The following is a 25,856-nucleotide window of genomic DNA, read 5'->3' on the forward strand; positions in this document are numbered from 1 at the left end:
ACTCAACCTTTCAAAGAACCAACAATAAGCCCTTTAATCATGTATTTCTGTGTGAATATAAACAGGAGTATGAGCGGTAATACAGCCAAAGCAGAAAGAGCGAATACTGGACCATAGTCCATCGAATGTTTATTGGCATAAAATTGTACGATCTGCGGCATCAACGTCATCTTCGACTCCGACTTCAAATACAGCAATGGCCCCATAAAGTCGTTATATATGGCCGTCACATTGGTAATCAAGATCGTCCCTGTGGCAGGCAATAACAGCGGCAGCACGATACGGGCAAAAGATTGCAATGGCCCACACCCGTCAATGAAAGCCGATTCCTCGATTTCCTTAGGGATCGACTTCATAAAACCTACATAAATAAACGTCGCGATCGGAATTGCGCCAGCGGCATAGAGCAGTACCATAAAGGTGCGGGTATCTATTAATTGAATGCTTACTCCCATTTTGAAGATGGTCACCATTGTCGTCTGCAGGGGTACGATCATCCCGGACAAGAATAAATAATAGATAGCTTGAAACCAGCGATTCTTGACCCTGGCGATGGCATACCCCGCCATAGAACATATGACCACAATGCTAACGAGCGAGAAAGACATGATGACAAGTGTATTAAAGAAGCCGTCAAGCAGCTTAACCTTCTCAAACACAATCGCAAAGCTGCCCCAATATAACTCTTTTGGAAAAGCGAAAGGATCGTAGAAGATAGCCGGCGACTTAAAGCTCCCTACATATAAAAAGTAAATGGGATATAACAATAAGCAGGCGAACAGGAACAGGCCGACTTCAATGGCAATATCTGTGGGGTTCCGGCGTTTCCTGACCATTACATCTCTACCTCCCTGCGTCTCGTAATCTGCAATTGTATGAAAGTAATGACCATAATAATGAGCATGAGCACGACACCTGCCGCAATGGAATACCCAGCGTTGTTTTCTCTGAAGGCCGCATTATAGATAGCCAGCGCCAATGTATAAGATGCGGTTCCCGGTCCTCCCGAAGTTAAGATGTAGGGAATATCAAAGAGTTTGAGTCCTCCGACGATAATGAGAAAGGTCACAATCGTAATCGTCGGCATGAGCAGTGGAAAGGTGATTTTCAGAAATCGCTGGATTGCCCCTGCGCCATCTATACGAGAAGCCTCATAAAGATCCGCCGGAATGGATTGCAATCCCGCAAGGTAGAAGATCACGCAATACCCTAACCCCTGCCATTGCGTCAGCAAGATGATGGTAACAAACACCGTTTTCGTCTCGCCAAGCCAATCTCTGATCCAGCCACTGAGGCCAAGCTGGTTCAGCACGAGGTTCAACGTACCTTCATAGCTAAGAATTTGGCTCCACACAACCGATAACACAACCAGGCTGATAATAACCGGAAAAAAAACAGCTGCTCGCAAGAAGTAACCGGTCGCAAACTTGCGATTAAGCAATACTGCAATCCAGATCGCTAACGGATTCTGAATGAACAAACCGAACAAAGCCATCTTAAATGTATTCATGGCGGCGGCAATCATCTTACGATCTTCAAAAAGAAATGTATAATTGTCCAATCCGATAAATACCGGCTTACGTATAGAATCCCATGTTGTAAACGAGTAATAGAGGCTTCGGATAAATGGATAATAGGTAAACGTAATGAATAACAGCAGAGCAGGAAGCACAAACAAAGCGGCCGTCCTTATCCATTTTCTTTCCAAATGCGTGGCACTTCCCTTCTAACCTTATAGATAAGGGATAACCCCCCACTTATAGCGTGTGAAGGTTATCCCCGAATGTAATTGTCATTTATTCTGGAGGCAAGACGCGTGTTGCTTTGTCCTTCTCATGTTTGGTTTGAGCATCCTTCAAATCAGCAGGGCTATATTTAGCGCCCGACACGATCTTGGTCATGGTCTCAATTAAAGAGGTTTCTGCAGAAGAACTAATAAAGGCCTCAAATCCGTACATTGTTTTCCCCTTGTTAACTGCTGCTAGAAATTCGTTCATCGCCGTATTCGAATAGGTTACGTTCATACCTTCCAGAGGTGGCAATGATCCATTACCTACGCTATACGGACCCAAAATATCTTCATTCATAATGACAGCGATGAGATCCTTGCCTTGTTGTTGCAGCTTGGACTTTGCATTAAGCGATAAAGTCTCGCTTGGAGATAAGTTAATGCTGTAAAATCCATTGTCGTCAGGGAATTCAAAGTATCCGATATCAAACCTGGAATGACCTTTTTTCGTGAAATTCTCCTCTGCCGCGCCTGGCAACCACGCTCCCTGTACGATCATCGCGGCATTGCCGCTAGTAAATTCATCGGACGATTGCGGCCAGTCGATGCTAAGCGCCGTTTTGTTGAAATAACCTTTTTCCGTCAAGTTCTGCACTTTGTTCAAGATAGCTTGAATTTCTTCCCCTTCCAGACTCTTTTCACCATCGTACAATTGTTTGTTGAAAGTAGGATCAATACCGTTCAATACACTTGAGAAGAAATTGGACATAAACAACCCGACTGTCCACGTATCCTTAAAACCGAGTACGATTGGCGTCTTGTCCGCCGCTTTAATTTGTTCGCAAAGGGCCAGAAATTCAGCATATGTTGCAGGAGCAGCCAGTCCAAGATCATTAAAAATCTGTTTGTTGTACCATACTCCTCCACCATTGAGACCTAAAGTACCCCCAAATATTTTTCCGTTAACCGTAGTCGCCGGTCTTGTTCCAGGGGATAACTGGCTGACCCACGCTTGATCCGATAAATCTACTAAATAATCAACTTCTGCATATTGATTAACTGTATTCTGATGAAAGAATACATCCGGAGCCGTATTGGAAGCCAACTCAGCTTTCAAACGATCGAAGTAGGTAGCACCCAGCAAGATATCCCATTGAATTGTCGCGTTTGGATATTTTTCTTTGTACTTCTTTTCGACGTTTGCTTTGAATTCTTGCATAAACGTGCGATCATCAATGAACCATCCGCCAAGTCGAATCGTAAATGCTTCATCGCTTCCCTCAGTGACTTTTGCCGTAGGCTCGGCATTACTCGTAGCTTGACTTGTTTCCTTTGCATTGCCAGAACCGTTATTGTTGTTACTCGAACATCCTGCCATAATCACTGCAACAATCAGCATCAGCGAAATGAGCAGCCTTTTTTGTTTAACCATTCTATGAAACCTCCTTTATGTGTCTGTTCTCATTATAGATTTGGAGGCTGAGGTTTTCATTGCGTACAGATGACTTGAATTTTCGTGTATATGACCAACTATTTTTTTACTCCTTATTTATTCCGGACATCCGATACTCTTTGGGACTGACGCCCACTGTCTTTTTGAACAGATGGCTAAAGTGCGCTGCATCTTTAAATCCTGTACTGTATGCCACCTCGCTCATCTTGACATCACCGGCTAACAATTTTATTTTGGCTCTATCGATTCTGTAACTCCATAGAACGTCGCTGAAGGTTTGGCCGGTTACTCGCCTGATTAGCCGACTGAGATACGAGGGATTCAAATGCAAATGATCCGCCAATGTATTGAGAGAAATCTCGTCCGTATAATGATCTGCGATATACTGCTTCATCTTGCGAATGACGATGCTGCCGTTATCTTGACCTGAGGCTCTGATCAACTCCGTCACCTCAAGCAGGAAGGATTCCAAAAACTTCATGAGATCAGCCAAAACATCGAATGCAAGGAGCTTCATGCGGATACTGTTAAAGTCCGGATAATGCTCCTTAACCGATAACTCGCCTAGCACCTTCTCTGCACGGCTAATAATTTCCATCATGTAATGCTGAATGAATGCTTTGTTTAATTGTTTGGACAGCAGTTCTCTATAGACTTCACGCATTTGAGGTGCAATCGCGTTCTTGTCAGCTCGCCGAATCAGTTCTTCAAGGCCAGCCAGCCGCTCCTGATCCCAATCCATTGTGTCATTGCTCAGCGAAGCAATTGCGCTGTAAGAGATAATGGATTGTTTCCCCAGCAACATGCGATAATCAAAACATTTCCGCACCTCTTCCCACCCTTGCGGAAGCTGAAGAAGCGACGGCAGCAGACTGCTGATCCCGATAGATACGCTGAACTCGAAAGCCTGACGTGACGCTTCCAATACTTCCTTCGCAATCTTCATGCTATCTCCGATTAATTCCCACTCCCCGTCCAACGGTTCGAACAATAGGACAAACAGCCCGCGATGGTCCATGTAAGTCCAAAAGAGATAAGGATATTTCCGAACCGCACAAGATATAACCTCCCTCAAGGAAAGCTGCGATAGCGGCTTACCCATCGTATGCAATAAGTCCACATTATCGATTTCCACAGAGAGAACGACAAGTCTGCGAGTAGTTCGATCTTCCCGATCGAGCCATTCTCTTTTACTATCAAGATTCATCTCCTCCGACAGCATGACATTAATGGTATTCTCCTGTTCCAGCGAATCCGCCTGATCGTTATGTCGTGCATCCTGCATAACCATTTCAACCACACTAAACAATTCTTCCATATGAACCGGTTTGGTAATGAAATCGATTACGCCAAGCTTAAACGCCTGCTTCGCATACATAAAATCATTGTAGGCAGACAAAAAAATAACCGGAAGATTGAGGTTTCTCTCCTTCAACTTCTCTGTAAATTCAATACCATCCATAACCGGCATTCTAATATCCGTAATAATCAGTTCCGGCTTCAACTCCGCTACCCGACTCAACGCCTCGAATCCGTTTTGTGCCGTACCTACAATTTCACAGCCCATATCCGCCCATTCGTCAAGTCCTGCCAGATGATTCCGCAGCATATCCTCGTCTTCTACAATCATGATTCTCATGGTGTTCATCAGCCCTCCGTAAATGTCATTGGCAGCAAGATACGGATAACTGCTCCTTCTCCTGCTGTATCTATGATTTCCAATCCATATCGTGCTCCGTATAGCAGTTTAATTCTGGTTTCCAATTGATTGAGTCCTGTTCCTAATCCCTTTTTCTCATTCATTGCTTCTGTTTGAGTGAAATCTTTTGTTTCCACAATCGATCCCGGTTCTTCTTGTTTTGTAACGCCGCCTCCGTTATCGCGCACTTCAAGAATCAAATCGTAGTCCAATTCATAGGCCAATACCTCAATATGGCCCGTAGTCATGATTTGACTGATGCCATGGATAACAGCATTTTCCACTAAAGGCTGCAAAATGAGCTTAGGCACTTTAACGGACAACAGTTCTTCAGGAACTTGTACAGTAAAGGTTAACCTCTCTCCGAGTCGATATTGATGCAGTTGCATATACCACTGCACAAATTGCACTTCCGTTTTTAGCGTTATAAAGTCATTGCCTGGCGTTATTGAAAATCTAAGTATGCGAGATAGGGTTTGCACCATTTCGGGCACTACTTTAATTCCCTCTGGACTCTTTGCAATGATTCCGACGATCTCCAGCGTGTTGTATAAAAAATGGGGAGACATATACATTTTTATCGCTTTAATCTCAGCATCTTTTTTATAGAGCTCCGCTTTATAAACCTTATCGATTAAGTCTCTGACCTCTGCGATCAGACTATTAAAACTTTCGCTCAGCATCCCGATTTCATCGTAAGATCTAATGCCTTTTATCGGCACAAAAACTTCTTTTTCCGCTTTGCGCATCAGCATCGTCAACTTGCGAAGCGGCCCTGTTACACGCTTGAGCAGGATAAAGGTAAGCAGCAATACCACTCCAAGCGAAGCAATGGTTGTCCAAGCTGCAAACCTGCCCAATTGAATGATTTCATAATACAGTTCAGATCGACTCACTACGTTGAAGTACACGAAACCTGAATAAAGGGAAACTCGTTTGTTTACAACAATCTGTTTGGACGTACGAGCCTGGAATAACTCTCCGACGGATTCGGGATCTCCGGCCGACAAAATAACATTTCTGTTGTTGGTAATGAAAAAGGAGCCCTCCGGATAAGAAGCATATAGTTCTTTTATGGCTTTAGGCTTGAGCATGACAGAGAGATATCCCAGCTTCGTATTCGTTGTATAATCGATAATTTGAATGGAACAGACAAGGCGGGAATGATCAACAAAAAATGCCCATTCCGGTTTATCCCGTTGAGAGAACGGAAGAACGGTCAACGCCAAATGGAATTCGGGATCCGATGCATTCTCCGTCTTATAGATTTTCCCCGCTTCGTTATATAAGTAGATAGCGTCGATATAATTAATGCCAAGATCGGTGTTCGTCAGCACGAAGTTTAGAAATGCAATTAAATTGCTTTCTAGAGACTTTCTCTCTGCAAGATTAATCGCTCCTGTCGATGGGACCTTATCATTTTTCAGAACACTGATCATGACTCTGTCGTCTGCATAACCTTCCAAATTCTCTGCAACCGCTTTCAAAATAATATCGATTTTATCCGAGGTCTCCACGAGCGTATGGCTTCTCGATTCGAGAAGCCTTGTTTCAAATATGCTCTTGGAACGCAGGTAAAAGGTCGTGCTGACAAGCGCAAGCGGTATAACAGTAAGCAACGAATATAGAATGACCATTTTATAGAATAGTTTGGAATTAATTTTTCGCCATACCGTACGAAAAAGTGATATTGGATTGGTTCGCAATTGGTTTCTCCTTTCTATCGATGTTCCCACGCTTGAACTAATTTTATTTTAGCAGGTTTATTCGTAATTACGTAAAGGTTATTTGACGTCGTTTGCAAATGGCTTTATCTATGAAAAAGCATGCTCTCGGCGGAATGCCGAAAGAGCATGCAGGGAACTTTCAAGTCTATCAACGACCTCTCTCTTCCATTATTGCTCCAACAAAGCCACCTCGGAAATCGTACCTTCGATTGGATTCAGCCGCAACGTCTTCACTTCAAATCCGGATAAGGTTACGGGAATGGACTTCCCGCTTCTTCCCAGGATGATCGCCGTTTCGCGAGCTTGTCCCGTAGGTTCAAAGAGACGCAAGATGTACCCATCGCCACGCTCTTCGCGTTTAAATGTCGTTAATTGCACGACTTCATCTTCAAGCTCGAACGGACAACCGGGCAACTCGCCAAGGCCTGACGGGAAAAAGGATAATACGAATGGTTTCTCGCCATGTGCAAGCGCTTCGCGGTCGACGGCCTCCAACCGTTCCTTCTTGTTCCCTGCATTGAGCCAAAACGTGAATTGGCGTTCTCCTTGATCCATTCGCGGCAAAAAACGATCCTGAACGACAAGCGGTCTATCCAGTATAGGATGCGCGCAATAAGCAGGGGATCGCAACAACGTCATCCTGATTTCCCCGTCCTTGAAATCCGAACCATACACACCGTCATTAACGACCGTAAAAGCTGAATGATCGTCCACCGCCGCAACCCATTTCTGAGCGACCGCTTCATGGCCATCATTCGGCAATTCGGCTACTCCGAACATCGTCTGTCCGCGATATGCAGCATGGTCGCCGATCGAAGTTGGAATCGACCACTTCAGTAATTTGTCCTTTTCGTTCCAGAAAACTCTGACATGAATCTCGATTTCGCTTCCTTGTTTCGGTAGTTTATAGGTTTGTACAATTTGAGAATCCCGATAGAAAAACAAAGCTTCGATGACCGTGCGCACTTCTCCATCCTCGATTACTCGAACCGATGGAAGCAGCCCTGCGTCCACCCCCGAGAAATCCGTTCCTTGACCCGATGGCATCAATTGAAAACGCCCAAGGACATCTCTAAACGCGTTGACGTCCATTCTCCACGGGTCTCCGTTATCGTTAACGACAAGGGGGACGCAAGCTCCCGGAGCTATTCTATTTATACCATCTACAGCATACTCGTCGATCAGTCCCGTCAAAGCATTAATGACGACGTGCAGATCGTCGGTCTGGAATACGAACTTCCCTTGTTCCGCCGTGAGCGCAGGACTCGGCTTCTCGGCAAGCAGCTCCATTCGGCATTCGAATCGGTTCATGGACATCGGCGGCAGCTCGGCTTCGAAAACCACTTTTTTTCTCCAATCCAGATTAAGGTTGCTATCCTCCTTCTCCGGTTGGGAAGGAACGCGCACTCCGTCCTTATAGACGATCGGCATAGAATATTCTTCTTTCCAGTTCTGATCTTCGAGCATGAATTCACATTCCCATACGCCGCGAACCGGATACGGATGAGGATTATAAACAAGGATAGGATATTCTCCTTGTTCAGCGGCCGGCTGCCCGGCAGCGAGCGCAAAGAAGGCGCGCGCCTTCAGCTTGCTTAAGATCTCCAGACCGTGATCAAGCCCTCTTAGCGAAGTTTCCTCGACGCTTTGTACCGACGAGCCCGGCAAAATGTCGTGAAACTCGCTCGTAAGCAAATCCCGAAGCGCGGCTTGCAGATCATCATAAGGATAGGAAAGCCCTGCTTCCAATGCGGCCGTCGACAGCATTTTTTCCGTCATAAATAATTCGTTCTCGAGCTTCCGGTGTTTTTGTTTGATCCGAATTTGCGAGGTGTAGCAGCCTACGAATCGCGGATTCAAATCCCCTTCGAACGCCGGCAAATCTTTGACTTGCGCGAGCTCCGCAAAATAAGTTTCGGGCGTCGAGTGCACGATCTCGAAATCCTTTCTTTCTCCCTGCAGCTCAGCTATTAGCTTCAGGTCTACTCTTGATGGTCCGCCGCCATGGTTGCCGACACCCCATAAGACGAGACCAATCGGCGCATCCGCATTCTCATCCATCCATTTAACGATTTTATCAACCGATTTGCCCAGTTGACAATTATATCCCCCCCAGACCTTATGCGCCATGACCGAGCTTCCATTAAAGCCTTTCCAAATAAAATCTTGTGCCGGTAAAGTCATCTCGTCCGGCCGCATGAAGATATAAGAATCGAAACCGGCCAGATTCAATATTTGCACAAGACCTTGGGAATGGCCAAACGGATCGAAGTTGATCGCCGTCGTCGGATCATGCCCTTCTCCAAATTTTTCACGGAAATAGGTACGCCCTGCGAGAATTTGACGCACCATCGATTCGCCGGAAGGCATATTGCAATCCGGTTGCAGATACCATCCCCCCATGATGTGCCATTTGCCGGAGGCAACCAGTTTGCGGATCCGCTCGAACAACTCTGGTTCATATTCTTCGATCCATTGGTATAGTATCGCTTCATTATGATTGAAGACATAACCTTCAAATTGCTCGCAGAAGTCGGCCGCTGCGCGGAAAGTGGACACCGCTGCGGCGGCGCCTTCTTCCCACTGCCATTGCCAGACGGGGTCCAGGTGCGCGTTGCTGAGCAAATGCAATTTTTTCATTTGTACACGTCATCCTCTCTTGTTGAACTCCCCCTATTGTGTCACAGCCAAACGTGCTGTGAGAATTGCGAGAAATGACTTCGATTTGCACTAAAATGATGTGGTTAGCAGGACTCCGAAGCTTTCGTAGCGAACTCTTTCTTTACGATAGGGGGTTTCATCCAATGGGGATACTCGAACGAAAATCGCAAACGCAATTTTTGACCCATCACGCATGTCGAACAATTACCTTAAATGATGTCGTCATCGAATGGATCGATATTTTATTCGAGGACTCTTCCGGAGTTTCATACTGCGCTCCCCATTCCCATGATTGGTACGAATTCAACTATGTCGTGCAAGGGACCATGCATACCGCCCTGGAGGACGGAATCATGCATCGGATGGATCAAGGTACATTCGTGCTCATCCCGCCGGGTTTCGTACATTCCCATCGTTACGAAGCATCCTCTCCTCATGAAGGTTTATGCCTAAGATGGCGGATGTTCCAAAGGACGGCAGATGCGGATACAGAATCGAAATTAGATGCGATCGCCATCTATGACAAATTGATGCGGTTAACCATTGGAGTAACTCCTCCCAAGACAGACGAGTTCGGCATCGGAAAATATCTCGAAACCCTGCTTGCGCAGTCGGAAGCTGGCGAGCAAGCTATCTTTTTGCAGATGTCTTTTGTACGGCTTTTGCTGCGCTTAACCGAATCGCTTCCTGCTGCCGCCCTTGCCTTTTCTCCTGTCAAACCGACGAATCGGCTTGTCCGCAAAGTCGATATTTTTTTGGGAGACCTGCAAGATAGGGAGTTGGACGTAAAAAGCCTCGCAGCCTCGTTGCATCACAGCTATGCCCATGTTGCTCGGGAGTTTAAGCGTCACACAGGCCGAACCATTATCGAGCGTATGACGGAAATCCGGCTTTACAAAGCGGAAGACTTATTGAAGCATACCGATCTGTCGATCAAAGAAATTGCCGACCGTGCCGGGTTTTCGAGCGCCTTTTACTTCAGCCGCGTGTTCAAATCGGCTTACGGGATTAGTCCTACTGCATATCGCAAAGGCTGTTTTTCCGATTAAACGGCCTTTATTTGGCATACACAAAAGGCCAGAGCCGAGAGACAGATAACCTCTCCGCGCCAGCCTTTATAGAATCCTTATTATCCCTCTAGCGAAGCGGTAGCCGATAACACGCTACCCCTTTACAGCCCCGATCATGACGCCTTTAACAAAATACTTTTGCAAGAACGGATACGCGCATAGAATCGGCAGCGTGGCCACGATGATCGTCGCGTATTTGATCGTTTCGCCGATCGGCATCTGGTCTCCCGAGCTAATATCGGTCATCATGCTGCTCGTATCGTTGACGATCAGTATTTCGCGCAGGATGAGCTGCAGCGGGAACAAAGCCCGATCCTGCAAGTAAATCATCGCCGAGAACCAGGAGTTCCAATGCGACACGCCATAAAATAGCAGCATAACCGCGATAACCGGCATCGACAGCGGGAAGACGACCGACCAGCAGATGCGAAAATCACTCGCCCCGTCCAGCCGTGCGGATTCCTCCAGCTCGACCGGCACCGCCTGAAAGGCCGTTCTCATAATAATGAGATTAAATGCGCTGATCGCCGTCGGGATGATGATGGCCATTCGCGTATCCAGCAGCCCCAGCTCGTTAATGAGCAAAAACGTCGGAATCAGACCGCCCTCGAAAAACATCGTAAACGTAATCATAAACATAATGGGATTTTTCCATAACACATCCCGTCTCGATAACCCGTAAGCCGCCATGGACGAGAGGAAAATATTAAGCGCCGTACCCGCGATCACGTAGAACAGCGTATTTAGATAAGCCGTGCCGATCGACGGATTCATAAATACCATCCGGTAGGCGTCAAACGTAAAACCTTTGGGGAACAAAAGAAGCCCTCTCGTCTGAACCAGCTGACCGGGATCGCTAAACGACGCGAACAATACGAATATGAGCGGATACAGAGCAGCCAAGGAAAGCCCGAATAAAAAGGTGATATTAAATACTCCGAATACCTTCTCGCCAGTCGTCGCCCTCATCTTACACACTCCTTACCATAGTTTGGTCTCGCTCGTCTTGCGAGAGACGGCGTTGGCGATGATGAGCAGCGTGAAGCTGATAATCGCATTGAACATGCCGACTGCGGCGGCATAGCTGTAGTTCGTCTCCAAGATGCCTTTCCGGTACGTATAGGTGCCGATAACGTCGGCCGTCGAATACGTAATCGGATTGTACATAAGCAGTATTTTTTCGCTGCCGACCGCGAGCAATTGACCAATATTGAGAATGAGCAAAATAATGATCGTCGGAGCGATGCCGGGAAGCGTCACGTGCAGCGTCTGCTTCCAGCGGCTGGCGCCGTCGATTCGGGCGGCTTCGTAGATGGAAGGATCGATCGTAGCGATCGCCGCCAGGAATATGATGGAGCTCCATCCGACGTTCTGCCAGATCCCGGAGCCGATATACAACGTTCGGAACCAGTCCGCTTCCCTCATGAAAGCGATCGGTTCAATGCCAAGCAGCGAATTCAGCACATTGTTAACCAGCCCGTCCCGCGCCAGGAAATCGAACATAATGCCGACTACGACGACGAGCGAGATGAAATGCGGCATATACGTAATCGTCTGAACGGTCCGCTTGAACCAGCTTTTGCGCACTTCGTTCAGCAGCAGGGCAAGCACGATCCCTGCCGGGAACGCGAAAATCAGACTATATAAGCTGAGCAGAATCGTATTCACGAGTATTCTTCCGAAATAAAAGCTGGAAAAAAAATCTGCGAAGTTATCGAAGCCCGTCCACGGACTTCCGTTAATGCCCAGTTTGATCGCAAAATCCTTAAACGCGATTTGCATGCCGTACATGGGACCATAATGAAACAACAGGAAATACGCGACCGCCGGACTTAACATCAAATAAATCAACTTGTTTTTCGCAAAATCCTTCCGGACACGTTGTCCGAAGCTTATACGGGAGCCGGATCCGCCGATCCCAGCCGATGATCCATTGGATTTCTCTATGACCGCCATAACGTTGCTCCTCCCTATCCCCCGTTAAATCGTCCGTGCCTGAAGAATGGACAAGACCATCTCTCCAGGCACGGACTGCCTGCTATCTCTTCAAGAACCGCTCCAGCGCCGCCTGCTCCAGCTTGATGACTTCTTCGATGCCCATCGCTTTAAGCGTCTCCACATATTCCTCGAACTTCTCAAGCGGTTCCGTGCCCATGATGAATTTCAGCATCATTTCCTCGTGATATACATTAAGGTCGGTCATGACGGAAGCCTTCTTGCGCCCTTCCTCGGCTGTAAGCGTCGTAAGCGGCATCTGCATTTTCGTCGTTGCTTTCTCCCAGTTCACAAGCGCTTCCTGCTGGGAAGGCAGCTCCAAATATTGTTCGATGTAACCGGGGTCCTGCACAAATGGACCGTTGTAGCTCGCACGGAAGTATTGCGCCATCGCCTGCGTAATCGGCAGATCGTCGGGATTTTTCATAATGACGTCCGTATATTTTTGTTTGCCGTCCACCATGGTAAAGCTTTCGCCTTCAATGCCGAAGTTGAACAGGTTGTGACCGTCCGGACCATAAGCATAATCCAGCCACTTCACGATTTGCTCCGGATTTTTGGCTGCAGTCGTAATAGCCGCTCCAATACCCGTGTAGGCGAAGTCGCGCTGTCCCCATACGGCGTTTTCGCCTTTGTTGAGCGTCGGATAAGGAGTCGATACGAGCTCGAAGGTTGGATCATCCTTCATGAGTCCCATATACTTGCCGATGCCGCTGCCGGTATAGCCCACAAATGCCGAGGTCTTGCCGGTCGTTATCTTGGAGTCCATCAGCTTTGTATCCATGGCAGCAAAGTCGGGATCCAGCAGCCCTTTTTTGTACCAGCGATTCATCACGGTCAAAAATTCTTTATATTCCGGCTGCATCGAACCGTATTTGACCGTACCGTTATCATTGTAAAATTCTAGCGGTATGCCGAAAGCGCCGATAAATCCATGACCAACTTTGATGTCGGAGATGCGCTGCAAAAATTGAGCTTCGCCGCCCGTCTGTTCCTTGATCGCTTCCAGCACGGTCTCCCACTCGTCGATCGTCTCGGGAATCGGCAGACCGGTCTTGTCCAGGAGATCCTTGCGGATGATAGGACCAAAAAATACCATCAGCTTCTCATGGCCGCGAATGAACGGAAAGGAATAAATATTGCCTTCGTCGGTCATAATCATTTTTTTAATTTCGGGATGTTCATTAAGATAAGCCGTCAAATTCGGCGCATGTTCTTCGATAAGTTCGTTCAGTCTCACAATGGTTCCGGATTTGATGGCATCATCCGGTCCCCGGGAGACGGTCAACCAGTTGCGTTCGATGACGTCCGGCAGCTTTTTGGAAGCCAACATCAGATTGAATTGCTCCTCGATCTGTGCGCCTTCTCCGGATGGATGCGTCCAGGTCACCTTTGTGCCCGTAACCTTTTCCAATTGTTGATAAATTTTACTGTCGCCGAGAGTTGCCATTGTCGCAGTCGCATTGGGGTTCATATGAATCCAATAGGAAAGTCCCTCCGGATACTCAACTGCAGCAGCCTCCTCAGGCGCTTTGGTTGAGTCCGGCTTGTTCGTAGCGCCGGTATTGTTTCCTTCGCCGTTGTTGCCGCCTGAGCATCCCGCCAGCATGACGGCCGCAGCCAAGACGGCCATGAACAAGGTCAACCATTTGTTTCTTCTTAACATAAGCGATTCAATCCCCTCTCGAATGTAATGAATGAATCTTTGCAATCGTATTGCCGCAGCAACTCCTGCTGCTGAATTCATCGTAGTTCTGGAGAGGTGATTACGAATACGGTCAATCTGTTAGAATCGCTATTCAATGTTCAGATCACGCATTATCTTCTTTCTAGATGGACCTCTATTCTTATAGAACAGCCTCGTTGTCAGGCCCGCTCCCGCCAGCGATTTCACGGTATTTGCCCGGTGTTATGCCCTCCGTCTTCTTGAACAGGCGGATCAATCCAATGTCGTTTGCGAAGCCGACCTTGACTGCGATGGCCGCGACCGTGAGCTCCGTCTCCGCGAGCAGCGTCTTCGCTTCTTTCATCCGCAGCGAAGTGATGTATTCCGTCACGTTATGGCCCGTCTGCTTCTTGTAGAAGGTCGACAGATACGAAGGGTTAAGGCCGACATGGTCGGCAATCGTCGTCAAGCTTAATTCGTTGCTGTCGTAATGGCTTTCAATATAACATCTGATCCGGGAAGCCAGCAGATCGCTGTGATCGCTTCTGTCTCCCGTCACCTTCGCGCAGATAGCATGATACAGCCGCTTGAGCGCCGCGTTCATCTCCTCTGCCGTGCCGATCTTTGCCAAATATTTAAACGACTCGCCTTCGCCGCCGAAAAACGTTTCATCGTCGATATTCAGAGCGCTTAGCAGCTTGATCACCGTGCTCATAAGCTCCGAGGACAAATATTTGGCCATCTCGGGGGAAATCGACCGCGATTGGAAGTTGATCTCGAACAATTGATCGAGCACCTTCTCGACGTTGCCGTAATCACCGCTCTTGGCGTAGTTCATCAGTTGCGCTTCCATCTCGAGCGAATAATAGAAGTAATGCCGCTCCATGCCTCGGATCGCATCGTAATAGATAATGCTCCCCTGCTCTTGCATCGACTTGTGCTCCATAGCCGTCACCGCTTCGCCGTATGCGACGGCAATGCCGTGTATGCCCGATTTCATGTTGCTTACGGCAATCGTGACCGACGTACGGAATTTCCCCTCCATCTGCGACTTGATGCTCTGCAGCAGCCTGTCCAGCTCGTTGCCTTTCTCCGCGATCGACTCGGTCGAATTGAGCAGGATGCCGACGCGGTCACGATCAAGCTCGATGGCATATCCATTGCCAGCCAGCAGCTCATTGCTCAGATTAATGAGAATAAAGCGGACCAGAGTCCATTCCCGCTCCGATTCTTCTTGCACGAATCGCCTGCAATCGTCGATTTGCAATAATACAACGCCATAATAGGGATGTGGAAGCGACACGTTCATGAAGGAAAAGTCGCTTTCCTTCAGACTAGACGTATCCACGAATCCCTTCATGAGACGGGAGATAAAGTCTGCCTGAATAACAGGCTTTTGCTGCGACAGCACGCCTCGCATTTGCTTCTCTTCGACGATGGAGGACAGCAGCTCATTGCGGATAAAAGCAAATTCGTTGCGGATAGCTACTCCGCTCATATTTTTGCCTTGCAGGATGGTATGAATCAGCTCCCGGATCGGCCGATGGTTTTTGTATGCGAGATAATACGACACCGCGAAGCCTCCTGCCATGCATAACAGAAGAAGCAGCAGCGCGAGAGACTTCGTTTCGTTTACTTTGGACAGAATGATCGTCTTGGGAATGACGGAAACATAGGTCCAATCATTTTGACTGGAAGTCGTATAGGAGATAAGCATGTCCGTACCGCCTATGGTTGCCGCGAGGTTGCCGTAGCCAAGGCCCATGCTGCTTCTCAAATCTTCCACCGCGCCGGAACGGTCCGACGTCGTGCTGATCACCTGTCCGTCCGCGCCGAAGATGTAATAATCGGTCTCGCGATGATCGGATTTGCGCAGTTGTCCGAGCAGTTGGGTCTCGTCGATGGTGACGACAAGGGAACCTCTCACCTCGGTATTGTCGCCCATGGGAAGCGAGGAGATCGTCGTAATCATACTTCTTTGCTTTTGATCATATTGGATAGGTTCGGCGGGCAGATAGGTTCTCAGATGATAGCTGTTAAGAAGCGATCTGATTTCATCGAGACTGCGGTTCTGATATTCGTTGATATAACGATAGAAGGTATCCGTATCCGTGCGAATCGTCGTTGTGACAATTCGGTCGGATTGCTTGAAGTAGACATAATAATCGTCGATGAAAGGGGATAAGGTGCGGTAACGTTTTAGATTGCGGATCAGTTCGATATAGGTGTAATCGTTAATGCTTGCGCGGTTGTTCTCCTCGTACAGGAACAGCTGGAGCATGGGGTCGAAGGCAATCTGGGCTGCCAGCTGATCCACCTCGTTCATCCGGCTGTCTACAGCGAGCCGCGTCTGCTGAAGCAGCGTTTGGTTGGAATCGTAGGCGTTTTCAATCAGCGCCTGCTCCATCCGGCCGTACAGCAGCGCTCCGATCACGAACGGTATCATCAGAATCGCCATGAACGACAGCAGCAGCTTGAAGAATACGGATCGACGGAACGTTTCCCCTTCTTTTCCGGAACGCCATTTTTGGATCATGGTTTTCTCCCTCCCGCATCCACCAAAGAATGCGCTTTCAACTTTTAAGGACGGCAATCGGTTGTTTTTTCCTTCTCTTACATATTACATGGAATTCGATTGTCGCATTTGTCGTATCATTGGCAGGCCTTGTGTTTTTTTTAGGTATGAGGGGGGAATCCCCCACCCCGCTGTGGCTTGCATCCTTCTCGTGCCTTAGCAACCCATCTCGGATGATTTCCATTTTTGTCGATACTTCTGCGGACTGAGATGGAAATGTTTTTTGAATATGCGGCTAAATTCCGCAGGATCTTTGTAGCCAACCTGTTCGCCGACAACGCTTATCGGAGCCGCCCCGGATAACAGCAGCTCCTGCGCTTTGCGAAGCCTTCTGTGCCTGACATAATCAACCGGCGACAAGCGCAGATCACGCTGGAACAGCGTTCTCAAATAATTGGGTGACAGATGGACGGATGCGGCTATGGAGGCGGTAGACAAGTCCTCGTGAAAATGAGCTTCTATAAAGCGGCAAGCCTCATCGACTTTGCCGTCATAAATTGATGAAGCTGTTGACAGCTGAATGGGCAGCTGGCTTAGTAATTGGTTTAGCCAGGCATACTGCTGGGACAATACTTGCAATTGCTCCGGAACTACGGCTTCGCCGGGTTCCAGAGACAGCAGGTAGTCGAGCTGACGAATCAGCTTGCGCCAGATTTGCTGCAGGTTTGCGGAATCAGCCAGCATATGATGAATCGGAAGCTGCAGCCAGGAGGCCAGTGAAGTGCCGAGCACGTCGGCTTCATAGCCGATAGACAGAAAAGCGATGGGCCGCTCGCTTGAGCCTTGCACCTGAAGCGGCAAATAAGCTTCTGCGCAGAATAAGCTGCCGGCTTCGAGCCGATACGCGCGATTGTCATAGATCACGTCCATCGTCCCTTCTGTGACAAGCCAGAAGAAGGGATATCGGTTTATTCGTTCAAACCGCCAGTCCGGGGGCATCTTCCATTCGTAGCCCCATTTCAAATAAAATCGCAAATGATCGATCGAGCTGAAGTGCAGCTTGTCCGCCATGGTGTCACCTCCACATCATCGTTACTATTCACAAGTATATCGTTATCTCGCGCCTAACGGCAATATGCCTGATTTTGCTAAGATATATGTAGTTCCAAGAAGAAAACTTTGGCTGCAACGATCATAAAATTGTGCAAATTCACAAAAATGAAATCATCGTAGCCGCATCTGATCGCACCAAATCCGTAAGATGGAGGAGATTGTTGTCTATGAAAACAGTTGTTGAAGCTTCAAGAGAAATACCGGTCATTGCCGAGCCGGATGTGCTGATCGTCGGAGGCGGTCCGGCAGGAATCGGAGCAGCGGTTGCTGCGGCCAGATCGGGAGCCAGAACCATGCTGATCGAGCGTTACGGCTTTGTAGGGGGCAACCTGACGATCGCAATGGTCAACCCCATGTTTACATTCCATGATGTCCACGGCAAGCAAGTCATTCGCGGCGTGGCCGGCGAAGTGGTGGATCGTTTGGTCAAATTAACCGCATCGCCCGGCCATGTTACCGATCTTACATTTGACAATGCCTCCATGACCCCGTTTGACCCTGAAGGGATGAAACTGATCTTGCTTGACATGCTGGATGAAGCCGGAGTCGAGTTGCTCCTGCACTGCGCTTTCTCCGACGTGTTGGTGGAGAACGGCAGGATCACGACTGTACTGGTCGAAAGCAAAAGCGGCCGTCAGGCGATTTGCCCGAAGTATGTGATAGACTGTTCGGCGGATGCCGATGTCATTGCCCGCGCCGGTGCACCGTTTGTTAAAGGCAGGGAATCGGACGGAGCGATGCAGCCGGTAACTCTTTTTTATCGGATCGGAGGCATAGATATTCCGGGGTTGAAATCGTGGATGAAGGCGAACCGCCACTTGCTCAAGGATTCCCCTACCGATGCAGAGATTGATGAACAAAGCGCATTAGCGTTTCTGGGCATGAAAGAAGTGATTAAAGATGCGATGGAAAAGGGCGAATATCCGCAAGATGCAGCACCGCGCATCCTGATGTATGAACTGCCGCGAGAAGGCCAATTCGCAGTGAATTGCACCCGTTTGCAAGGTATCGACGGTACGGATGTACGCGATTTGACCAGGGCCGAGACAGAAACGCGCCGTCAAGCATGGAAGGTTGCGGAATTTTTGAAAAACCGGGTTGGCGGATTCGAAGACTCGTACGTGCTGGATACCGGCGTGCAAGTAGGCGTTCGGGAAACGCGGCATATCATCGGCGATTATACGATGACCGAAGAAGATGTCCTGAACAGTCGAAAGTTCGAGGATGGCATTGCCTGCGGTACCTTCGCGATCGATATTCATCCGCCCGAAGGGGAACAACAAGTATTTACCGGCTCAGGCAAAGCGGTCTACGAAATCCCTTACCGCAGCTTGCTGCCGCAAGGGCTCGATAATGCGTGGGCGGCCGGGCGATGCATCTCGGCAAGCCACCACGCGTTCGGCTCCGTACGCGTCATGGCTACCGCAATGGGCATCGGACAAGGCGCAGGAACGGCAGCGGCGCTTGCGGCTGCCGAGGGCGCTATAAATCGTCAAGTTAATGTCAAACAGGTGCGTGCCATGCTTCTGGCACAAGGGCAATACTTGCTGGGAGAGGAGATTGACGATGCATTAGATGAAACGCTTAAACTTCACCGTCATGGAGGTTCTGGAAGCAGCGCCTCCCATCATAATCCATTTAGAGAGGTTGTTCAAAAAGCCCACTTTTGATTGCGAAGCAGTTCAGGTAGCCTATTCGACATCGAATATGGAATTCAGCCGAAACTTCCGGTACTCACGTAGCTTCCACTACGCTCCGTTCCTCAGTTTCTAGCTTCATTCCATCTTCTCGGCACTGAAAACCGGACTTTTTGAACTCTCACTTATATTAAAATCATAGCTAATTATGAGAAAAGAGCTCGCAGACATGCGAGCTCTTGACAATTCCGCTTCAACCCTTGATCGAGCCCAGCAATACTCCTTTGACAAAATATTTCTGCAGAAACGGATAAAGGCACAAAATCGGCAAGACGGTAATGATAATGGCAGCAGCCTTCATACCTTCCGGAGGCACAAAGCTCAGATCGGAACTGTCCAGAAGATTGCTGTCAGGCAGTTGGATCATCTGATAGAGCTTTACGGTAAGCGGCATTAAGGAGGAATCCGTAATAAAGTACAGGGCTGGCGCGTACACATTCCACAGTCCCACCGCATAAAAGAGGGAAATGGCGGCAAGCACCGGCTTTGACAGCGGGATGACAATCCGGGTAAAGATGGTCAGGTCGCTGGCGCCGTCAATGGTGGCCGATTCCTCCAACTCGCCGGGCAGCCCCTCGAAGGATGACTTCATGACAAAGAGGTTGTAGGCGCTGATCAATCCCGGCAGCCAGATCGCCCAGAAGGTATTGAGAATATGCAAGTTTTTTAACAGCAGAAACATCGGGATCAGACCGCTGCCGAACATCATGGTGAACAAAATCAGCAGCAGTGCTATTCGCCTGCCCTTAAGCCGGGTTTTGGACAAGGAGTAAGCGGCCAGCGTTGTGGCCGTCATCTGCATGATTGTTCCGGCAACCGTAATGATCACGGTATTTTTCATGGCATTCATCAACTGCCCGTCCTTGAACAGGTTGGAGAAGGCAGTCATGGTCCAATCCACAGGCCAAAGAAAGACCTCGCCGGACAAAATAGCCGTGCTTCCGCTAAAAGAGGTAGCCAGCACATTCAGCAGAGGGAAGGTGGTGGCAGCGGCGCACAGGATGAGAATCAGCCCGTTTAGACTCCGCAGACATTTGGTTACCATAATCCATTCTCTCCCATCGCCTTGGTGATCTTATTGACGGCAAACATTAGAATAAGGGCAATAACCCCCTGAAACAGCCCCACAGCCGTGGAATAGCTGTATTGTGCGGCTTGCAAGCCCATCCGGTATACATAGGTGCTGATGACGTCGGATACGCCGAATACCGCTTCGTTTTGCAAATTGTATACCTGTTCGAAACCGACATCCGTGATTTGGCCCATCTGTAGAATCAGCAGAATCGCGATGGTTGGACGGATGCCCGGCAAAGTCACATGCCAAATCTGACGCAGCTTGGAGGCACCGTCTATTTTGGCGGCTTCATATAATTGGGGATCAATGGTGGCCATGGCCGCCAGATACAATATTGTTCCCCAGCCGGCGCTCTGCCAGATGGAAGAGAAGGTGAACACCACCGGCCACCAGCCGGAATGGGCCATAAAGTAAACGGGTTCTATGCCGAACCCCTTCTCCAACAAGGTGTTGATAATTCCGGTGCTGGGGGACAAGACGGCCACGATGACGCCGCCCAGCACAACCCAGGAAATGAAGTGGGGCAGGTACAGCAGATTTTGGATCAACCGTTTAAAGCCGTTGAACCGAACCTCATTAAGCATTAACGCCAAAATGATAGGCGCCGGAAATACAAATACAAGCTTGTACACATTCAACAGCATCGTATTGCGGAATACCTGCCAGAAATCCTGGCTGGACAGCAGGTCATTGAAATGTTTCAGACCCACCCAGGGACTGTTCCAGATTCCCTTCATGATTTGAAAGTCCTTGAATGCGATCAGTTCCCCGTAAAGGGGAGAATATTTGAAAACTAGATAAAAGACCAGCGCCGGCAGCAGAAACAGGTACAAATACCGGTCCCGACCGAGATAATACAGCAGACGGTTTCTTTTCTTCCTGCCGGGAGCTCCCCCACCGGCAACCGTCTCCACAGTTGCAAGATCCTCCATTTTACCCCTCTTCCCCATATAAAATCGCTCCGGAAAGCGCCATCATGCCAAGCCCCTGGGTGAACGGGGAATAGGCATAGCCGATGGCATTGTAATCGGCAGCCGCAGGCATGACGCAGGTGCCGCCGGAGCCTTCCGCAAGTCGACCAAACGCGTCGATCCTGTGGAGCAGGGCAGATACGGCTTGGAATGCATTGGCCCGATGTGACCCGGCAAGTACTCCCGTGGAATTCCCCTTCAGAAAGGCATAGGCAAAAGCGGCGGTGCAGGAAGCTTCCGGATAGGACGCGGGATGATCCATTACCGTATGCCACATTCCCCCTCGGTCCTGGGTAGAGAGCACGCCTGCCATATGGCTAAGGAAGTCTTCGGCGATGGAGGAAGCGGCGGCAGAGTCCTGGACCAGCTCCAGCATATCGGCAGAAGCGGCCGCAAACCAGCCGTTGCCTCTGCCCCAGAGTACTCCCATCTGGGAATGGGTGTTTCCGTTGTAACCATGCACAATCAGTCCTGTAGCTGGATCGCGCAAAAATTTGTAATGAAGCGCAAACTGTCTGACAGCTTCATCGATATAACGTCTCTCGCCGGTAAGGGTACCCCATTCGGCCAGGAACAGGCAGCCCATAAACAAGGTATCCGCCCATATTTCTCCCGGATAGCGGTTCTCCGTACAAGAATGCTCGAATGCCCCGTCCACAGTGCGCGGCGCTTCGTGAAGACACCAGTCGGCGAATTCAGAGCAGACAGCGGTGTATTTGTTCGTTCGACGCTCTTTGATCAGCTTTACGGCTCCCAGGAGCGGCGCCGTCGTATTAATGCTTTTGCCGGGAGGATTTCCCGGCAGAAAGCTGTTCAGCCATTCCTCCATATAGTCGAGATAATGGGTATCTCCCAAAGCGTCGTATGTTTTGCCCAGGCCGTAAAGCGCCACCCCCTGGCCCCATTGCCACACCTTCATATGGGCGCTGTCCCGCTCCTGCGGACGCATGGTGTACCGGGCCAGCTTGGCCAATTGCTCCTTCGCGGTTGAGATTTGCAGATTCAACATGATCCATCATCCTTTGTCGGGCTGCCATCGCGGCAGCCGTTAGTTTATGCTGTGCAGCCTTCCGCTTTACCGCAGCGAATGCTGACTTTTGTCTCCACAGGGGTCAAATAGTTGGCTACTGCGCTTTTGACGCCGGGGTCCAGCCGATCATTGCGAAGAGCCTCGAAGCCGTGCTGGAAGGCGCCTCCGTCGACGGTAATCCAGTCCTCTCCGCAGCGGTAAATCAATTGCCCGGATTTCAGCCACGACGCATGGGCGTTTATTGGTTCCAGAGCCGTTCCTTCCAGCGAGCCTTCCGGAGCGAAGGAGTATACCGTTTGGGCAAAGAGGGGCGGAGCGCTGGCGTCTACCCGGTAATGAAGATCGATGCCCGCCGGGTCAAGGCGGATGCCTACACGGACAGGCAGGACGGTCACATTGGTTTTGGCGCGCAACGGAATGGTCTCGGCAAAGTGCAGGGGATCTGTCCGGACGACCGAATTCCCGTCAAGGGCATCCCGGTAGCTGCCCTCCAGATCCATGGACAGTTCATATTCATGGTCTCCGGTTTGACGGATGGCGGCAAAGGGAGTCCCTGCCACGCCAAACCAGCCCAAGGCTAGCCGAACGCCAAGCAGTCGCGCTTGCCCGAATTGCAGATACAAAAATTCCGGTTGCCCGGCGATCACCGTTACGCTCAGTTCGCCTTGCCTGAAGCGGATTAGCGGGGATCCGGCATGGAAAGCCGTTCGCTGGTAAGGGATGGTTCCCGCCACAGGCGCAATTCGCTCCCGGTTCAGGAACACCTCGTACCGGTCGGGCAGCGGTTGAAGGGGCAGCTCGGCACTCATTTCGTTTCGGAGAAACATCCGGTACAGCAGAGCTTCTCCTCCTGTGCGAAGAGATAGAAGCGCCTCCCGGGCAAAGCTATGGAACAGCGGATCAGCATTCCGGTCGGCCATAAGGCGGAATGCCACATAATAGCCGGCATTCAGCTTCATGATCTCGCCCCGGTCCTGACGGCTGGAATATTCCGTGGCAATTTCCGAACGGGGGTGGAGCATGTACTGCATCATGCGCAAATTTCGGGTAATGGGTTCATATAGATGTGTATATCCGAACACCCGAGCCGTTTGATACAGAAAGATGGAGCAAACAGCGTTATAAATCGCATTGCTTCGTTCCGTCCATTCCCCGTCCGGGTTGATATCCAGCCCTTCGGCCAGAAATTGGTCGACACGCGCCCGCAACCGTTCATCTTCGAACAGCTCATACAGGAGAGCAAGGGCTCCGCACAATACCCATCGATGATTGGGAGTATGGATTCCACCGGCCAGAAGGCCGGGAATCGTTTGTCTCAGAAATAGCCGCAGTTCTTGGCACAATTGCGCCGGTTCGTCACCATCCATTTTATCTAATATATGGTAACACAATGTAGTGAAATGGACGGCGAATCCCGTATCCGGGGGCGAGTCGATATTGCAGTTATGCAGGGAAATACAGCCGGAAGGCAGTTGGACTCTCAATAAAAAGCGAATTTGCTGGCGGATCGTTTCCAGCATGCTGGAGCTCCGGTAATAACGGGACTCGGGATGCGCATACAGCGGCACGCTCAAGTTCAGCATAGCGTCGCTGCTTGTCAGCCCTTCAAACGGCTTGCCGTTTCCGTTCTCGGTGAAGGCGCCATGCCAGTAACTGGACGAATCCCGTACCTGGCTATGCTTGATCTTTCGCCAATGCCGTTCCATCAATTCCAGCAATACAGCATCCTCGTTCAGCAGGTTTTGCTCCACTTCTCTCTCTCCTGTCCTTATTGTCTTTTCGGCGAATCGGGATAGAGGGACAGCCGGTTCCGGCCGTGCCTCCTCCCCATCCTGCCGTAGCCGGAAATTGGTTTATTTAAAATCCGCCTTGTTGCTTTCGTACCATTCCTGTACCTTGGCTTCGATGTCTTCGCCGTTTAGCTTTTGCCACTCGCTCCTGATTTGGCTTACGCCCCACTCGGCATCCAGGTCGGCGGTCATGGTAACTTTGGTGATAATCTCATCCCATTTCTTTTGGAATTGGCCGGATATATCCGTAAATTCATCCACCGCCGGCGTGTAAGGCAAGTCCTTCCGGAATTCGACGCTTTGCGCCACGGTTATGGCTTCCCCGATGGCCTTTTGCACCTTTTGGTCATTGGGATCGCTGCCAGCCCGGGCCAGCAGGAATTCCGGAGTCAGAGTCTGCTGGTGGACAATCCGATATTCGCTGGCATAGCTTACTTCCTTTTTCAGCTTATCCGCATCCAGAGTCACGGGAATATTGTCCTTTAACTGATAATGGGTGCCCTCCGTACCGTAGCTCAGGTCGTACCAGCCCTCATCCAGCATCCAGTCCACGAACTGCATGGCCGCCTGGGGATTTTTTATGTCCTTGTTAAAAATGGTGAGCAAGTAATTGGGAACTTCCTTTTGATAGCCGTTCTTCCCGAATTTTGTGGACAGGGGAGGAAGGGGAGTCAGTTTGGCATCCGGCTGGCTCTTGTAGAAGTCCGCTGTAGGCCCGCCGTTATAGGTATCGAACAAAATGCCCGCCTTGCCGGTAATCCAAAGTTGTTTTTGACGGGCCCAGTTTTTATCCGTCACGTACTCCTTGTCCACCAGTCCTTCGGAGTACAGTGTTTTGCGCAGCGTCAAGGCTTCCTTATAGCGGTCGGTAAAAAAGGACATCGTGGCTTTGCCGTCTTCAATGAACCAATCTCCGCCCCGGGCCATGAACAGGTCGTCCAATACAGCGGAGTAGGCATTGGACATGGCGATCGCGGTCGTATCCTTTTGGCCGTTGCCGTCGGGGTCTCCGTCCCGGAATGCCTTGGCTACCTCCACCAGTTCATCCACCGTGGCGGGCTGCTTAAGCCCCAGCTTGTCAAGCCAGTCCTGACGAATCCAAATCATGGTCGCGGCCTGGGTGTTCCGCATGCTGGCAATGGCGTACGTTTGGCCGTTAAAGGTAACGAAGGGCTTCAATTCCGGATGCTTCTGGATATATTCCTTATAACTAGTGCTGTACTTCTCGATATACTCGTCGATGGGCTGTGCTACTCCCTGGCTGACAAAACGCGACAACAGGTTACGGTCGTAGGAGGTAATCAGCTCCGGCGCCTGCCCGGATGCCACCAGCACATTAAACTTGTCCGCCTCCTGATTGCGGGGGACTGGGGTCCATTTGACCTCTACTCCTGATTGCTCGTTCATCCATTTGGTCCAGCGGTTGCTTTCGTAGGTGCCTTCCTCTGCCGGAACTGTCCCCCTGTCATAGATGGACGCGGTGATGGCCATGGGCAGGTTGTTGGAATTGGGATTGGGGCTGCCGCTTGTTGCCGGCTCCCCTTCCTTGTTGCTTCCGCAGCCCGCAATCAGCAAGATGCCGCTCAGCATCAGGACAGCCGTTGCTTTGGCGCCAATTGCTTTTGAATGTGATTCGGCGTGCTTTGTTCTCAAACTCGTGTGCCT

At 49.7% G+C, this 25,856-nt stretch carries 18 protein-coding genes; 2 read left to right on the top strand and 16 right to left on the bottom strand.

The window, feature by feature from the left end; translation table 11 throughout:
* Window positions 1-2: 2 nt before the first annotated feature.
* The 6 genes from H7F31_RS26800 to H7F31_RS26825 form a co-directional block, all read right to left on the bottom strand.
* Complete coding sequence (locus tag H7F31_RS26800) at window positions 3-836, bottom strand: carbohydrate ABC transporter permease (RefSeq protein WP_187101294.1); 834 nt, start codon at window positions 834-836, stop codon at window positions 3-5.
* Window positions 836-1,708 carry a carbohydrate ABC transporter permease gene (locus tag H7F31_RS26805; RefSeq protein WP_187101295.1) on the bottom strand — a complete coding sequence of 291 codons (873 nt, stop codon included), beginning with the start codon at window positions 1,706-1,708 and terminating at the stop codon, window positions 836-838. The genes H7F31_RS26800 and H7F31_RS26805 overlap by 1 nt, the downstream gene beginning before the upstream one ends.
* Before the next feature lie 88 nt (window positions 1,709-1,796).
* The gene (locus tag H7F31_RS26810) at window positions 1,797-3,161 is read right to left on the bottom strand and encodes an ABC transporter substrate-binding protein (protein WP_187101296.1); all 1,365 of its coding nucleotides are present in this window, start codon (window positions 3,159-3,161) and stop codon (window positions 1,797-1,799) included.
* A gap of 106 nt (window positions 3,162-3,267) precedes the next feature.
* Window positions 3,268-4,821, bottom strand: coding sequence for a response regulator transcription factor (locus tag H7F31_RS26815; RefSeq protein ID WP_187101297.1), 1,554 nt, complete (start codon window positions 4,819-4,821; stop codon window positions 3,268-3,270).
* Window positions 4,822-4,829: 8 nt separating this feature from the next.
* On the bottom strand, window positions 4,830-6,398 hold the full coding sequence (locus H7F31_RS26820) for a sensor histidine kinase (protein ID WP_187101298.1): 1,569 nt from the start codon (window positions 6,396-6,398) through the stop codon (window positions 4,830-4,832).
* Window positions 6,399-6,776: 378 nt separating this feature from the next.
* Entirely contained in the window at window positions 6,777-9,248 is a 2,472-nt protein-coding gene (locus H7F31_RS26825; RefSeq protein WP_187101299.1) for a glycoside hydrolase family 38 N-terminal domain-containing protein, read from the bottom strand.
* Between the two features lie 74 nt (window positions 9,249-9,322).
* Here H7F31_RS26825 and H7F31_RS26830 point away from each other — a divergent pair, with 74 nt between their 5' ends.
* Complete coding sequence (locus tag H7F31_RS26830; RefSeq protein WP_261800566.1) at window positions 9,323-10,318, top strand: helix-turn-helix transcriptional regulator; 996 nt, start codon at window positions 9,323-9,325, stop codon at window positions 10,316-10,318.
* A gap of 114 nt (window positions 10,319-10,432) precedes the next feature.
* Here H7F31_RS26830 and H7F31_RS26835 read toward each other — a convergent pair whose 3' ends face one another.
* From H7F31_RS26835 to H7F31_RS26855, 5 genes are all read right to left on the bottom strand, one after another.
* A complete protein-coding gene (locus tag H7F31_RS26835; RefSeq protein ID WP_087570576.1) occupies window positions 10,433-11,308 on the bottom strand; it encodes a carbohydrate ABC transporter permease in 876 nt (291 codons plus the stop codon).
* Between the two features lie 12 nt (window positions 11,309-11,320).
* A complete protein-coding gene (locus H7F31_RS26840) occupies window positions 11,321-12,295 on the bottom strand; it encodes an ABC transporter permease (RefSeq protein WP_187101301.1) in 975 nt (324 codons plus the stop codon).
* An 82-nt stretch (window positions 12,296-12,377) separates the two neighbouring features.
* Window positions 12,378-14,000 (bottom strand): extracellular solute-binding protein, encoded by a 1,623-nt coding sequence (locus tag H7F31_RS26845; protein ID WP_261800143.1) that lies wholly within the window; start codon window positions 13,998-14,000, stop codon window positions 12,378-12,380.
* Between the two features lie 181 nt (window positions 14,001-14,181).
* The gene (locus H7F31_RS26850) at window positions 14,182-16,536 is read right to left on the bottom strand and encodes a helix-turn-helix domain-containing protein (protein ID WP_187101302.1); all 2,355 of its coding nucleotides are present in this window, start codon (window positions 16,534-16,536) and stop codon (window positions 14,182-14,184) included.
* A gap of 195 nt (window positions 16,537-16,731) precedes the next feature.
* A complete protein-coding gene (locus H7F31_RS26855; RefSeq protein WP_187101303.1) occupies window positions 16,732-17,586 on the bottom strand; it encodes an AraC family transcriptional regulator in 855 nt (284 codons plus the stop codon).
* Window positions 17,587-17,795: 209 nt separating this feature from the next.
* Here H7F31_RS26855 and H7F31_RS26860 point away from each other — a divergent pair, with 209 nt between their 5' ends.
* Entirely contained in the window at window positions 17,796-19,298 is a 1,503-nt protein-coding gene (locus tag H7F31_RS26860) for an FAD-dependent oxidoreductase (protein WP_187101304.1), read from the top strand.
* A 220-nt stretch (window positions 19,299-19,518) separates the two neighbouring features.
* Here the strand turns inward: H7F31_RS26860 and H7F31_RS26865 are convergent, their stop codons facing one another.
* The 5 genes from H7F31_RS26865 to H7F31_RS26885 form a co-directional block, all read right to left on the bottom strand.
* Window positions 19,519-20,370 (bottom strand): carbohydrate ABC transporter permease, encoded by an 852-nt coding sequence (locus tag H7F31_RS26865; protein ID WP_187101305.1) that lies wholly within the window; start codon window positions 20,368-20,370, stop codon window positions 19,519-19,521.
* Window positions 20,364-21,350 carry an ABC transporter permease gene (locus H7F31_RS26870; protein WP_261800145.1) on the bottom strand — a complete coding sequence of 329 codons (987 nt, stop codon included), beginning with the start codon at window positions 21,348-21,350 and terminating at the stop codon, window positions 20,364-20,366. Before H7F31_RS26870 ends, H7F31_RS26865 begins: the two co-directional genes overlap by 7 nt.
* Window positions 21,334-22,380: a glycoside hydrolase family 88/105 protein gene (locus H7F31_RS26875; protein WP_187101306.1), complete on the bottom strand. Its 1,047-nt coding sequence runs from the start codon at window positions 22,378-22,380 to the stop codon at window positions 21,334-21,336. Before H7F31_RS26875 ends, H7F31_RS26870 begins: the two co-directional genes overlap by 17 nt.
* 44 nt (window positions 22,381-22,424) lie before the next feature.
* A complete protein-coding gene (locus H7F31_RS26880) occupies window positions 22,425-24,152 on the bottom strand; it encodes a hypothetical protein (protein WP_187101307.1) in 1,728 nt (575 codons plus the stop codon).
* A gap of 102 nt (window positions 24,153-24,254) precedes the next feature.
* Complete coding sequence (locus tag H7F31_RS26885; RefSeq protein ID WP_187101308.1) at window positions 24,255-25,844, bottom strand: extracellular solute-binding protein; 1,590 nt, start codon at window positions 25,842-25,844, stop codon at window positions 24,255-24,257.
* Between the last annotated feature and the right edge of the window lie 12 nt (window positions 25,845-25,856).

The sequence above is a fragment of the Paenibacillus sp. PAMC21692 genome (genome assembly GCF_014303795.1).
GTDB lineage: Bacteria > Bacillota > Bacilli > Paenibacillales > Paenibacillaceae > Pristimantibacillus > Pristimantibacillus agaridevorans.